A 13,229-nucleotide genomic window follows, 5' to 3' on the forward strand; every position below is an offset into this window, starting at 1 on the left:
TGTAAGAGGTGCCTGAATGGTTAGATATAGCTGTACGCTCAGCATTATTTGTTGCTGTTTTATTTTTAATTACAAAATGGTTAGGGAAAAAGCAAATTTCCGAACTATCTTTCTTTGAATATGTCACAGGTATTTCAATTGGAAGTATTGGTGCAGAAGTAGCTATGGGGCTTGAACGGAATATTTTTCACGGAGTCATTGGAATTGTCATCTTTGCTGCTATCCCCTTTTTCGCTGGTTTAATTTCCTTAAAAAGCAAAGGTTTTCGTAATTTTATAGAAGGGAAAGCAACTGTATTTATCAAAGATGGAAAAATCATGGAAGATAATTTAAAAAAAGAAAGATACACGATAGATGAATTATTAGCATTACTTCGTAAGAAGGATGTTTATCAAGTAGCTGATGTCGAATTCGCTGTATTAGAGGCAACAGGAGATTTATCCGTCATGTTAAAAAAGGAGAACCAACCTTTAACAGCAAAAGCCTTAAACTTATCCGTCCCTTCCATCAAAGAGCCTCAAACTGTCATTATGGATGGTGTTATCATGGATGAACCACTAGCTACAATTGGAAGAAGTCGTGCATGGTTACATACAGAGTTAGATAAATTAGGGGTTACGGTAGAAAATGTTTTTCTTGGACAAGTTAATTCCTATGGAGAGTTAACAGTTGACCTGTTTGACGATCAATTACAAGTCGCATCTCCTCAAGAAAGACCTTTAATTCTTTCGACCATGAAAAAGTGCCAAGCAGACTTAGAGCTGTTTGCTCTTGGAACCGAATCAAAAGAAGCTAAGCAAATGTATAGTAAAAATAGTGAAAAACTACAAGAAGCTATTGATAAAGTGATGCCTATTTTAAAAGGATAATGGTTTATTTCGCTATCTTGGATGATCTTAAGACACATAACAAAAAAGTAGTACCATTTTTTTATATAATATCATTAAGTCGAATCTTGAAAATAAAATCTTTGGAAAAATATTTTTTTTAAATTGATTAGAGGGTGCTTAAAATATTAAAACATTACTGGTTAACTTTCTCTGTTAATTTTTGTCTGTATAGTCAAAGAGATGAACATCCTTAGTCTGACTTCAGACTAAGGTGATTTTTCCTAAGAGGTGTTAGAAGTGTCTATTTTTTTAGTTAAATTAATTTTTATATATATTGTTTTTATTGTAGCCATAAAAATTTTAGGGAAATCAGCCCTAGCGCAACTTACCCCTCACGATTTTGGAGCGATTCTTTTTTTATCTTATTTAGCATTTGGGTCCATTAAAGTAAATGGAGTAACAAAGGGGATTATTGGAATCATTGTTATAACGGGCGTTCACTTAGTTATATCAAAATTAAGTTTATTAAATTGGTTAAACCCTTTTATTATGGGAAAACCGACTATTTTAGTTAAACATGGAAAAATTGTATATAAAAATTTAAGGAAAAATAGATATCCTTTATCTGAGCTGTTGTCAAGTTTAAGAACAGCAAGATATCCAGATATTCAAGATATTGAATATGCGATTTTGGAAGCAACAGGTGAAATCAGCATTTTACCAAGGAAAGAATTAGTTCCTGTTACTCCAAAGGATTTACATATGAAAGTAGAATACCATGGATTCCCAATAGCTGTTGTAATTGAAGGGAAAGTTCAGAAGCGTAATTTAAAATTAATCAACAAGAATGAAGAGTGGCTTAAGCAAGAACTAAAGGCAAAGGGATATCATCAAATTAAAGATATATTTTACGCTTCTGTTAGAGATACCGACCATTCACTAAACATTAACACATTTGATATTAGCGACTAATCTTAAAACGATTTCCCCTCCCTATATTAATCCTAGAATGGCAGAGATTTGTCCCCAGTTTAAGAGTTGTTGTGATGTACTGTACAAATCATTTGCCGCCTCCGTAAACGAGGAACCTTCGCCTTTGCCCACCCAAACCGGGGGCTGCTCCGCTTTTTGCTGTCCCTCCAGCTTGGCCACCTGTCGAGAAATCAAGCAATTGCACATACAAGGTGTATTGGCCATCGACATAGTCTATTCCAACAGCCGTAGCATAGTTCATGTTTTGCACTTCATATCTGCTCCAGCAACCGGTAAGGGTGAGAAGAAGGAAAAGTGCAACCATACTTTTATATCTCCTCATTTATGCCTGTCCCCTTGCCTTGTAGAATCTCGTGTCTTCAATATGTCCGGTCGAGTGTTTCGCCATGGCCAAGGTAATCGAAACAAAGCGTTGGCCAAGTCTTTAAATGGAGGTGATATTGGGGCCAAGTAAGGCAAGCCGCATGAACGCAACGAGGCTAAATGGCTGAGCACAATAAATAATCCAAGAAAGAAGCCATAAATGCCAAGCGTGGCAGACAGAATGAAAAGAAAAAAGCGTAAGGTACTAATCGTTCCAGCCAATGATAGGCTCGATAAAGTTGAACCAAAGATTTGTGTAATTGCTCCGATGACAACGATACCTGGGGATAAGAATCCAGCACGAATGGCGGCATCCCCCAGGATAAGTCCTCCTACAACCGTTACCGTGGAGCCGACCGCAGAAGGCAATCAGATACCAGCTTCCCGCAGGATTTCTAAGAAGAGAAGTGCAATAAACATTTCAACTGCCACATCAAAAGGGATTCCCAACCGGTTAATCCCCAAAGTGGCAAGTGATAATAGGGCAGCTGATCTTGATGATAGGAAAGAATGGCAACAAAAAATGCAGGAAGCAGTAGCGATACGGACAAGCCAAGTAAACGAAGCGTTTGACCAAATGTAGCTGCCAAAGCAGTAAAGTGGATATCTACGGGTGCTTTCACAAGCAAAAATAAATTGGCAGGCGCAATCAACGCAGCCGGTGTACCATCCACAAGTTCACGGTAAAGTCTGCTCTGCCTGTATACCCCATCAATTTATGAAATTGATTCGGGTATATGTATATATAGAAAGTTTTTCTTCAGCCGTTAAATTTAAAAACGCTAGGAAATTTTTTCAACTAAATATTCTGCTACAAATGATGTAAATACTCTAGAAGGAAGTCGTGATACCTATTCGTTAGTAGGGAAAGAGCAGAAGTATCAAAATCGTATTTATGTTATCGCCTAGTGTAAAATAAAGGGAGTAAACTGGGAATGCACCTATATTGCAAAAAAACATATATTATAATTGAATAAATTTAAGTTCTATCTGCAAAAACTGCCTCACCTCGGGTAGTTTTTTTGTATCATTAATAGACATTTTCCTTTAAACAGGGTTACTTGACCTACAAGGGCTAGGGTTATTAGTTATCGTTTTTTTGCGCTTATGTTGCGTCTACTTGCACTTCAGAAGTTATATTCAGTGAAGTAAAAGTTGTCTATAATGCTAACGTTTTTGGCATATACATAGAACACGTCCATTTAGACAGGAGAGTTCTTAATAAATGCCATATTTTATGAAAGCAGTTGCTATTCTTGTAGGCAGCATGTCAATAGCTTTGGGAATAAATACTTTTTTAATACCAAACAAAGTTTTAGATGGCGGAATTATTGGCCTAGGTTTAATTATTAGTTATTTATTAAATACAAACGCCGGGTTCACGATAATGGTATTGAGCATCCCCATTTTTGCTCTAGCTTGGTTTAAGTATCGTTCATATTTTTTTAATAGTTTGCACGGTATGCTTTTATCATCATTTTTTATTGACCTTTTTCATAACGTTAATCAAGTTCCTATAAAATTTTCACCAATTCTTAGTTCATTTACAGGTGGTGTATTCATTGGTTTTGGCATTGGTCTTATGCTTCGCTTCGAGACAAGCACAGGTGGAACAGATTTACTAGCCCAGTACTTTTCTGAATTCATTAAAATTAATGTTGGGATCATCATTCTCATTATGGATGTTTTTGTTATTTGTCTTGGGGGTTTATTCGTTTCAACAGAAACTTTCTTTCTTTCGGCTATAACTATTTCATCTGGTGGAATAACTACAAGCCTTTGCACTTGGAATTTTAAAAGCAATGATTATTGACCAAGTAATTCCAATTAATAACAATTAGGCAACTGTCTAGTCATTGGACAATCGCGGAGCATATGATGAAATTGTTAATATCAAATAGGTAAAAATCATTAACAAGGATGCTTTAATAAAAGGTTTGTGTCATTTTGAATAATTTACTTTTGATAAGTCTATTATCAATTACCGGGGGCCACTTACCTTTTCATAACCAGAAGCATTAACGAAATTTACCTATTTGTACTTTTAAACATGTCGATTGTTTTTTGAATATTATGGATGAAAATTATGGTCGGGAGATGAAGAGGAATGGAAGAAGTAGAAGAAATACAATATCGTGAAGAGTTGCTGGAATGGTGTGATAACATTTATTTGCATTGGGAAAGAATGAAACCAAGGTTTTCAAAATTATTTGATTTGAAGACCTTAGAGGAATGGGAAGAGTCATGTCGTGGGTTGAAAGAAAAATTACAGATAGATACAGAAGCTGATCTTGATGAATATCACACAGCAAAAAACTTATATGAACAGTGGGAAATGTTGTATGGAGAATCAATAAGTGGTAAAGAAGACGTTAATTCCGATGTGAGGGAAGGTGTGGAGTTGTCCACTCAATCTGATCGCGAAATCGAATTGTCGGATCGGGAAAGTGATAAAGAGGACGAACTTATACAGGTGACAATTAATTTGGAAATACCGAGACAGGATTTAAGGAAAATTTTATTAGACTATAAAATGGAAGTCTAGCCATCCCAAATAGAGAGGGGTCAATGGCCTATTTGTAATTCGTATAGAGAAAACGCCAAACCCTAAGTTCAAGGTGTTGGCGTTTGTTCATTTTTTACTCTTTATAAATAGTTATTTACACAACACTATTATTAAATTCCAAGTATCAAAAACCAGACAAGCAAGATCTCAATCTTCCAGAAAGTCCAGTAGACGTCCCAACATCGTTAATTATAGATGGGGAAATTTTATGGGATAATTTACATGAACTCGGATTTGATCAACAGTGGTTAGATAACCAATTAACTACTAATGGATATAATAATGTAAAGCGTATACTCTATGCAGATTGGCGAGAGAGTGAAGGCATACATGTAAGTCCTAAATAAAATTTGTTAGGATAAGAGCACATCAATTTTCTTGATGAATATAAACTTTAGTCTTCAACAATCAAGCGCTTTAATGAAGTAACTAAAGCCTAATTTTTCACTTATAACACCGAGAAATTAGACTTTTTATATTTTGATATCCTTAACGTTGTAAATCCGCACTTATCTTAACTTAGATGTGAGAACTATTAGAATATCAATGGTTCTCACATCATTTACATATATTCGATGTAAAGGTTTAAATAAGTTTGATTATTTATGATGTCTTATAAAAATAAATTAACGCCACCGGTAGCTTGAAAAACTACTTTTTCTATTTATTTGTATTTAATTTTTCCCACTCACTTAAATACATCCGTTTTGTTATTTTATTAGGATTTTCGAGTTTACAAATCAATTCCAAACTATTACCATCAGGGTCATTAAAATGAATTTTAGCGTGAGCATAGTTATCATGTGCCATTACAAAAGGTTCTACTGGCTCAAAGCCAAAAGCCTCCCTTGGTTCACATCCTTTACTTTTGAGCCAACTAACCGAATTTTTTAATCCTTCTAACGATACTTGAAATGCTATGTGTCTTATTGAAGGATGATATTCAAGTTCTACCTTATCGGTTTCCCATAAGCCCAACCAGCTTTTATTTTTTTCAATCCATAAAAATGCCAAACTATCCTCTACGCTGTGGTCAAACTCTAAACCAAGTTCTTTATAAAATTCGATAGACCTTTTCAAATTACTTACTGGTAAATGTGCTTCGTATAATCCTTTAATCATTAATAAAACCCCCTTGTATTAATAATACAACCATATAAATTTATTACTTCAGAGAATAGTTATAAATTCTCTACAACTTTATATGTAGAATAAAGAATGATTATATTTTACTCTACAAACATCCATTAGCACACTAAGGAAAACCGATACAATAGTAAAGTTCTTTATTCTTAAAATTTGTCATAGACCATACCACGTAATTTCAATAATTCATCCTTCAGACGTTTGTTTTCTTCTTCAAGTTTTTTTATTCGATTATTTTTAGCTACGATAAGCGAATCTTTATTGGCATCCGTCATATTACGTTTTATGGTTTGCGGTGTATTTAACCCTTCTTGCTGCTTTCGTAATCTTTCTATTCGGTTCCGTATTTCTTGATTGTTATAGAGAAAAGCCTTAGATACACCTGATTCCATGGCAACTTGATTAAAGTTAATTTTAGCCTTCGTTTTGATAAGACTTTGAATAGCCTTGTCTACCTTTTGAGCCGCCTCTTGGCTTTTCATCTGGGCATGTTTTTTTACACCTTCGGTATTTCTAATATGCTTACTTCTCATGAGTGCGTTCCTCTCCAATATATTCGCGGCCTTTTTTCCCGGCTAAATGATGGGATGTACCATTCTTCAAAGTTTCTAGAATAGGCTCTAGGCGATCTAGAGTGGTTTGATTCTTATCTATCCATACTTGTCGCCCCAAAGCCCTGCCTCGCTCAATTATATTTTTTACTTCCTTAATTTCCGTTTCAAATTGGGGTATAAATTCGGGTGTTGTACAGAAATTACGACAGGATAGACATGGGTTCGCTTGAGTAGGGCATGGCTGCTTAATTGGTTTCATACAATAGCCAAGCTCCATCTTTACAGCGTCTAAATTATGGCGTATATATTCCCATTCAATGATGTCTTCATTCTCAATATCCGTAAGTTCAACTTTAACTGGTCGTTTGTTTTCAATGTCTATCCGAAAAATACCTTGTTTTGTAGCTTCTTCCCAAGATTTACGCATGGTAGTATCGAGAATTTTTGCATAATGTAAAGTCATTTCAGGGGAAGCGTGGGCCATCCATTTTTGAACATGCAATATGTTCATTCCGTTATTAAGAAGCTCTACACCCTTGGTATGCCGGAAGGCATGATTTTTAATAAAAAAGGGATTCCCTGAATCGTCAACTATGTTTTGTTCTTCGGAAAAGCGCTTCAAACTTCTGTGAATGTCATAATAATTATAGGGTCTGCCTCTCCGGACACCTTCCAGCTGTACGAATAAATAGTTTTTAGGATTATTAATTGTATTGCTTTGATCTTTAGTCACTTTTATTACAGCTTCTACTACCTCTGCTACTTCTTTTGTAATTGGTACACGATGATTCATTACCTGTGTTTTCCTTATATCCCCGCATAAGTACCATCCTTGAGATGTTTGTTCCAAACAATTATCGTAACGTAGATTAAGAATATCTGATATTCTCCAACCAGTAGCTCGAAGTAATACAATAATCGGTACGTATTTTGATGGTTTTAAGAACTCTAGCTTTTCCTCAATTTGTTGAAGAACCCCTTCAGGAATATATTTGATATCATTTTCAGACTTTTTTATCGGTCTAGGGATATCTTCTTTAAATAACAATAGATTTACAGGTAACGCAGGCGCTTCATCGAATTGCAGTTTTTCAATTGTTTCCAAGAATACATTTAGGACAATTAAATAACTTCTCTTTGACTGTATTTTTTCATGAAACTTCTTATTATGAAATATTAGATAATCTTCGATATCCTTTCGTGTTAAGGCATTTAAATCCTTCCAAGAAGGATTTTTATCATGTATAAATGTCAAAAATAACTTTAATATTCTAACGTCAAGATTACATTGGCCCAGAGATAAATAACTGATCCTAAATTTTAAATATCTTTTTGCTAAAGGACGAAAGGGATTAGGGATATCCTCGAAATTCAGGATATGTCTTGATTCGTGATCGGGAAATCTTGCACCAGGAATATTTCTAACATCCCAGATATCTTTTTCAAATTCATCTCTTGTATCATAGAAGTCTTTATAAAACAAAAATAAACGATTAAGTAGATTTTCGTAATTAGAAAGTTTCCTTCTCCCATAAATTCGTATGCTCAAACCTAATTCACTTAAATGTGATCTTAACTGCATCAAAGCCTTGTTTATGTCTAAATCTGCAAAACTATTAATATTGGGATAAAATTTCTTAATGAATTTAGAAAGCTGTTTAAAAGATCTGGCATAATTATGTATAGCTGAGTACAATTGCAGATCATCTTTTTGAATACGAGTAAGAATAAAAAATTTAATTTCATTTTTAAGCTTAGATGGAAGTACCGAAAAATCCATTTTGCGGTGGGTTTTTCCCCATTCTGATTTTCTAAAATCATTAAAAGCTGCATTTTCTGCATCCCAAATATCATTTTCAAAATATCCAGTGACTTTTCTGGTAATTTCATTGACTTTACCTTCTGGTAATAAGTATTCAACGGATAAATTCATTCGTCATTCCCCTTATATTCTTTGTTGATTTTCATTCGTTCTTGAGCGTTTTCCCAGTCTTTTCGAATGTCTTCATCCGAAGGATGGATATACATCTGCATTGTTGTTTGTATATGGGCATGGCCAGCTCGATTCATTAAATGTTCATCTCTCCAACCAGACTTTCTGAGTTCTGTTAATGATGTATGGCGTAACATATGTGGTGTGAAATAAATGCCTGTTTTTTTACGTATTCGTTGAACCAGTGCTACTACATCGGTATATTCTAACGGTTGTCCTTTATTTTCTCCTGACAGTTTAATTAAAACGTGATTTGTATCAACTTCATCAGTATGAAATTGAGCAATATAATCAAAGTACATATTAATTAGATCCTCAGATACATCAATACTACGGGGACTACATACCGTTTTAATTTCAGCTAGATTAAGCAATTCGCCCCGATCACGTATATGAATTTTTCTCGCATCGACTTCGAAATCCTCAAGCCATAAAGTAAGTGCTTCACCAATACGCATAGAACTTTCCCAAAGGAGCTGTATTAAAAATAGATCCCGTAGATTTCCACAAGCATTCATAATTAGTGCAATCTGATCTTTTGAGAGTGTCTTCGGCTGCTGTTTAGGCACTTTTAATTTCAGAATATGAGAGGTAAAGGATTTATTTTTGTTTATATGGTGCAGAAAACTTTTAAACCCCTTGCGGGATCCAGATACTTGTTTCTTTAAACGTTCTGTCAGCTGAATACTATAGTCCTCATGTCTCATTAGGTAGTCATAAAATCCGAGAACAGTATTGATGATGATATTTACTGTCTTCGCTTTTCTAATTGGCTGTTTAGGGAAGATAGGGGACACTTTTACATCCTGGTGAGGGTTTTGTAACCACCGCATAAAATCCGCCATTTCATCTATTCCGATATCACGATAATCTTTGTTTATTTGTTCTAGGAATTCAAAGAATAGTTTTAACTGATATGAGAATGACCGTAAGGTATTCCGTGAAGCCCCACTATTGTCCTTAAACTTTAAATACTGTAAAACTGGTTGGACTGGCTCATTGTCATTATCTAGTAACATGTACCGAGTCTTTCCTTCTTTTGTGCAAAGGGTAATTACTCTCATGAAGTCCATCCTCCTGTGGCTGAATTGTCTAAAATGGCATGATTCCCAATTGATCTTCTAATTCAGCTTTTTCTTCTTGTAGTTTTACAATTTGCTTTTTAAGATCGGTAATTTCTTCTAGTAATCTCCCAATCATAGTTTGATCATCAATGCCTTCCTCAAAGGCTGTACCTTCCAATCTGTATGCTTCTATAAATCTATAAACTTCTTCCTCCAAAACTTCGTATGCTCCACCGTTTTCAATGCTTTTAATATTCCCCTCACTTATCCAATGGCTTACCATTTCTGTATCACATTTGAAACCATACGAGTGTAACAGAGCTGTTGTTTCTTTTAGGTTGAACGTATTCATGATTGTTGGATCCTCCTGATTAATGATGTTTTTTCAAGTCTTTTCTGCTTATTAAGGGAACCATCAAATCTTCCAAGTCAGCCCCTTAAACATAAGCTTTCTTAATTTACTATAAATACTATAAAACTGAATATAGTTATCTGGGATTTAAAGAAACAAAAAAACGGATAACTTTACATTGAATACTGTAAAGTCATCCGTTATGGATGGTTAAGATAAATGCGGATTTACAACGCTAAGCCCATTTCCCCGACTATTCCCCCAGTTTTAACAACGTTAAGAAAGTTTCAAGGGTCTTAAAGAATCTAACGAGACCATTTTCTCCGAATTAAAATGGTATTCTCCAAGTAAATTAATATGTTCCCAACCTAGAGGTGACATATGGTGCAATAATTCTTCATTAAAACTACCTGACCGTTTTTGATATTCAACTGCCTTTGTTAGATGTAAAGTATTCCAGATACTGATGGCATTGATAATGATGTTTAAGGCACTGGCTCTTTGCAATTGATGCTGTATGGTTCGTTCCCTAAGCTCTCCTTGTTTTCCGAAGAAAATAGCTCTTGCCAGTCCATTCATGGCTTCTCCTTTATTCAATCCTTTTTGTATTTTTCTTCTTAATGATTCATCCGAAATATAATTCAAAATAAAGATCGTTTTTTCTATTCGGCCCATCTCACGTAAGGCTGTGGCCAAGCTGTTTTGTCTTGAATAAGAACCTAGTTTCCCCATAATAAGGGATGCTGAAACTGTTCCTTCCCTTATAGAATGAGCTAATCGCAAAACATCCTCATAATTTTCTTTAATGACCTTTGTATTTATTTGCCCACGTAAAATGGCTTCTAATTTTGGATACTCACTCGCTTTATCAATTGTAAATAATTTTGAGTCCGATAAATCTCTTATTCTTGGAGCAAATTTAAATCCTAATAAATGAGTCAGCCCAAATATTTGGTCTGTGTAACCAGCCGTGTCTGTGTAATGCTCTTCTATGTTTAGATCCGTCTCATGGTGCAACAAACCATCCAAAACATGAATCGCATCCCTTGAATTAGTATGAATAATCTTTGTGTAGTAAGAAGAAAATTGGTCACTAGTAAAACGGTAGATGGTGGCTCCCTTTCCAGTTCCATAATGTGGATTTGCATCTGCATGTAGTGATGAAACACCTAGCTGCATTCTCATACCATCTGACGAAGATGTTGTACCGTCGCCCCAATAGAAAGGCAATTGTAATTTGTGATGAAAATTTACTAATACGGCTTGGGCTTTATTCATTGCATCTTCATACATGCGCCATTGAGCTACATTGGCTAGTTGCTTATATGTAAGTCCGGGTGTGGCTTCGGCCATCTTGCTCAAGCCAATATTCATTCCCATTCCTAAAAGGGCAGCCATGATAATGATTGTTTCTTCCTTATCTGGTTTTCGATTATTAGATGCATGAGTGAATTGCTCATGAAATCCTGTTAAATGAGCAACATCCATAAGTAAATCAGTTAATTTTATTCTTGGGAGCATCTGATACAGGCTTGCACTAAATTTCTTTGCTTCTTCTGGAACATCTTTTTCTAATCGTGCAAGTGACAGCTTTCCTTTTTCAATAGAAACTCCATCTAACTTGTTGGAATTAGCAGCTAACCACTGTAACCTCCCATTAAGGCTGCTAGTTCTCTCTGTAATATAATCCTTGAATGATAAACTAACCGATAATCTTGTATTCTCCTTCGTTTGATTCCATGTATCTTCGGAAAACAAATATTCCTCAAAATCTCTATATTGTCTACTGCCCACAATAGAAACATCACCAGCCCGAATATGCTCCCGAAGTTCTGTTAAAACAGCCATTTCATAGTAATGCCGATTGATTGTTGTACCATCATCCTCGTATAAATGCTTTTTCCACCGTTTTGAAATAAAATCCAAAGGTGAGTTATCAGGTACTTTTCGCTTCCCAGATTCGTTCATTCCTCGTATAATCTCTACAGCTTGTAAAAGTGGCTCATTCGCCTTTGTGGAATGAAATTCCAATACCCTTAATAGGGTTGGCGTATATTTTCTAAGAGAATAAAATCGTTTTTGCAGTAAGTCTAAATAGTCATAGTCGGCAGGACGTGCAAGCTCCTGAGCTTCTTCCACTGAAGAAACAAAAGAATTCCATTCAATAACCGATTCTAAAACCTCAAAAACGTCTAGTTTTTCCCGTTTTGCTTTGATTAAAGCTTGTCCGATGTTCGTATAGTGTATAACCTTCTCATTCAGCTTTTTCCCGTTTTGTTTCTGAATTTCTTCTTGAGCCTTACGGCCTTTTGATAACAGACTGAGTATTTGTCTGTCATGAATTTCAAAGGCTTTATCCGTTAAATCCTGAGTAAGGTGTAATAAATAGACGGTTAAAATCGAGTATCGTTTATTTTCTTGAAAGTCACGGAACGCATAAGGCTCATATCTTGAACCTAAGCGAGATAGCTGTAACAAGCGATTGCGATGCAAATGATTAATTTGTACCGTTTCTAATTCCATACCTCGTATGTATTCGAGTCGTTCTATTACTTTTAGAAATGTTTCGGATGAAGGATGACCCGGTGGTTCCTTTAACCAACCCAATATCGTTTTATTGGAATCGGATAAATGTTGCGAAGTAATGATTTCTTCATGCTTTTCTTTTTGCTCACTTGTTAGAGATTGACTAACTGTATTAAACAGCTTCTTTTCAGCCATTTCTCTCGCCTCCCACACTATTCTTTCAAGTGTAGTGATAGCAGGCAGTATGATTTTGTTTTTTCTTAGAAAATCTATGCATTCATGTAATAGAAGAATGGCATCACCGTTTTCCGAAGCTAATTGATGAAGATGCTTAAATGTTATTCGATATTCTTTTAGGGTAAAAGTTACAAAGTTGTATTCACTTCGTATTTCTTTCAAATGATCCCAAAGTGTATTTTCTCTTTGAGGATAATGACTTAGCGAAGATGGAGTGGTACCGATTTGTTTCGATATATAATGTATGACTGTATCTGGGATACTTTTGATATGGGTGTATGGCCAACCGGGATACCGAAGAACGGCTAATTGAATAGCAAACCCTAAACGGTTTTCTTCTCTCCTTCGCTTATTAATTATTTCTAAATCACGTTTGGAAAAGGTGAAGTAGGTCCCCAATATCCATTCATCTTCATGGATTTGCATAAAAGCCTGTCTCTGTTCCGGTGTAAGCAATTCTCTACCTCTCGCAATTTTCATTCAGTATCATCCCATTTCTGTATTTTTCAATTTATTAGCTCAATTATATATCAATAGAGTGTACTCTATTGATACAAGTATAGTAGACTGATAAAATCATAGTTAAGAGTGTCTCATAAGACTTG

General features: G+C 35.2%; 14 protein-coding genes. 5 read left to right on the forward strand and 9 right to left on the reverse strand.

Annotated features, from left to right (window positions below; genetic code table 11):
* The first annotated feature begins 8 nt into the window (after positions 1-8).
* Complete coding sequence (locus tag E1I69_RS19975; protein ID WP_116354728.1) at positions 9-869, forward strand: DUF421 domain-containing protein; 861 nt, start codon at positions 9-11, stop codon at positions 867-869.
* Between the two features lie 258 nt (positions 870-1,127).
* Positions 1,128-1,802 carry a DUF421 domain-containing protein gene (locus E1I69_RS19980; RefSeq protein ID WP_116354727.1) on the forward strand — a complete coding sequence of 225 codons (675 nt, stop codon included), beginning with the start codon at positions 1,128-1,130 and terminating at the stop codon, positions 1,800-1,802.
* Between the two features lie 88 nt (positions 1,803-1,890).
* Here E1I69_RS19980 and E1I69_RS25070 read toward each other — a convergent pair whose 3' ends face one another.
* The 3 genes from E1I69_RS25070 to E1I69_RS25320 form a co-directional block, all read right to left on the reverse strand.
* Positions 1,891-2,064: a hypothetical protein gene (locus E1I69_RS25070; protein WP_242634654.1), complete on the reverse strand. Its 174-nt coding sequence runs from the start codon at positions 2,062-2,064 to the stop codon at positions 1,891-1,893.
* A gap of 77 nt (positions 2,065-2,141) precedes the next feature.
* A complete protein-coding gene (locus E1I69_RS25315) occupies positions 2,142-2,555 on the reverse strand; it encodes a spore germination protein (RefSeq protein WP_262983996.1) in 414 nt (137 codons plus the stop codon).
* Positions 2,556-2,581: 26 nt separating this feature from the next.
* Positions 2,582-2,860 carry a spore germination protein gene (locus tag E1I69_RS25320; protein ID WP_341333606.1) on the reverse strand — a complete coding sequence of 93 codons (279 nt, stop codon included), beginning with the start codon at positions 2,858-2,860 and terminating at the stop codon, positions 2,582-2,584.
* 551 nt (positions 2,861-3,411) lie between these two features.
* Here E1I69_RS25320 and E1I69_RS19995 point away from each other — a divergent pair.
* The 3 genes from E1I69_RS19995 (at position 3,412) to E1I69_RS20005 (ending at position 5,099) form a co-directional block, all read left to right on the forward strand.
* Positions 3,412-3,999 (forward strand): YitT family protein, encoded by a 588-nt coding sequence (locus E1I69_RS19995; RefSeq protein WP_116354726.1) that lies wholly within the window; start codon positions 3,412-3,414, stop codon positions 3,997-3,999.
* Between the two features lie 294 nt (positions 4,000-4,293).
* Positions 4,294-4,731: a hypothetical protein gene (locus E1I69_RS20000; protein ID WP_031538346.1), complete on the forward strand. Its 438-nt coding sequence runs from the start codon at positions 4,294-4,296 to the stop codon at positions 4,729-4,731.
* 113 nt (positions 4,732-4,844) lie between these two features.
* Positions 4,845-5,099 (forward strand): YetF domain-containing protein, encoded by a 255-nt coding sequence (locus E1I69_RS20005; protein ID WP_223254541.1) that lies wholly within the window; start codon positions 4,845-4,847, stop codon positions 5,097-5,099.
* 313 nt (positions 5,100-5,412) lie between these two features.
* Here the strand turns inward: E1I69_RS20005 and E1I69_RS20010 are convergent, their stop codons facing one another.
* The 6 genes from E1I69_RS20010 to E1I69_RS20035 all read right to left on the reverse strand — a co-directional run bounded on the left by E1I69_RS20010 (position 5,413) and on the right by E1I69_RS20035 (position 13,104).
* Positions 5,413-5,874, reverse strand: a complete 462-nt coding sequence (locus E1I69_RS20010; RefSeq protein ID WP_061792571.1) for a VOC family protein — start codon at positions 5,872-5,874, stop codon at positions 5,413-5,415.
* 170 nt (positions 5,875-6,044) lie between these two features.
* Positions 6,045-6,431: a DUF6262 family protein gene (locus E1I69_RS20015; RefSeq protein WP_136381325.1), complete on the reverse strand. Its 387-nt coding sequence runs from the start codon at positions 6,429-6,431 to the stop codon at positions 6,045-6,047.
* Positions 6,421-8,385: a tyrosine-type recombinase/integrase gene (locus E1I69_RS20020; protein WP_136381326.1), complete on the reverse strand. Its 1,965-nt coding sequence runs from the start codon at positions 8,383-8,385 to the stop codon at positions 6,421-6,423. The genes E1I69_RS20015 and E1I69_RS20020 overlap by 11 nt, the downstream gene beginning before the upstream one ends.
* Complete coding sequence (locus E1I69_RS20025; RefSeq protein ID WP_136381327.1) at positions 8,382-9,509, reverse strand: tyrosine-type recombinase/integrase; 1,128 nt, start codon at positions 9,507-9,509, stop codon at positions 8,382-8,384. The genes E1I69_RS20020 and E1I69_RS20025 overlap by 4 nt, the downstream gene beginning before the upstream one ends.
* 28 nt (positions 9,510-9,537) lie before the next feature.
* Positions 9,538-9,861, reverse strand: coding sequence for a hypothetical protein (locus E1I69_RS20030; protein ID WP_136381328.1), 324 nt, complete (start codon positions 9,859-9,861; stop codon positions 9,538-9,540).
* Between the two features lie 276 nt (positions 9,862-10,137).
* On the reverse strand, positions 10,138-13,104 hold the full coding sequence (locus tag E1I69_RS20035) for a Tn3 family transposase (RefSeq protein ID WP_136381329.1): 2,967 nt from the start codon (positions 13,102-13,104) through the stop codon (positions 10,138-10,140).
* Between the last annotated feature and the right edge of the window lie 125 nt (positions 13,105-13,229).

Source organism: Bacillus timonensis, assembly GCF_004799755.1.
Lineage (GTDB): Bacteria > Bacillota > Bacilli > Bacillales > Bacillaceae_L > Ferdinandcohnia > Ferdinandcohnia timonensis_A.

Excerpts from the sequence above, each read along its gene's own strand:
- E1I69_RS25070 (WP_242634654.1), bottom strand. The coding sequence starts at position 2,064 with ATGAACTATGCTACGGCTGTTGGAATAGACTATGTCGATGGCCAATAC.
- E1I69_RS19995 (WP_116354726.1), top strand. The coding sequence starts at position 3,412 with ATGCCATATTTTATGAAAGCAGTTGCTATTCTTGTAGGCAGCATGTCA.
- E1I69_RS20000 (WP_031538346.1), top strand. The coding sequence starts at position 4,294 with ATGGAAGAAGTAGAAGAAATACAATATCGTGAAGAGTTGCTGGAATGG.
- E1I69_RS20010 (WP_061792571.1), bottom strand. The coding sequence starts at position 5,874 with ATGATTAAAGGATTATACGAAGCACATTTACCAGTAAGTAATTTGAAA.
- E1I69_RS20015 (WP_136381325.1), bottom strand. The coding sequence starts at position 6,431 with ATGAGAAGTAAGCATATTAGAAATACCGAAGGTGTAAAAAAACATGCC.
- E1I69_RS20020 (WP_136381326.1), bottom strand. The coding sequence starts at position 8,385 with ATGAATTTATCCGTTGAATACTTATTACCAGAAGGTAAAGTCAATGAA.
- E1I69_RS20025 (WP_136381327.1), bottom strand. The coding sequence starts at position 9,509 with ATGAGAGTAATTACCCTTTGCACAAAAGAAGGAAAGACTCGGTACATG.
- E1I69_RS20030 (WP_136381328.1), bottom strand. The coding sequence starts at position 9,861 with ATGAATACGTTCAACCTAAAAGAAACAACAGCTCTGTTACACTCGTAT.
- E1I69_RS20035 (WP_136381329.1), bottom strand. The coding sequence starts at position 13,104 with ATGAAAATTGCGAGAGGTAGAGAATTGCTTACACCGGAACAGAGACAG.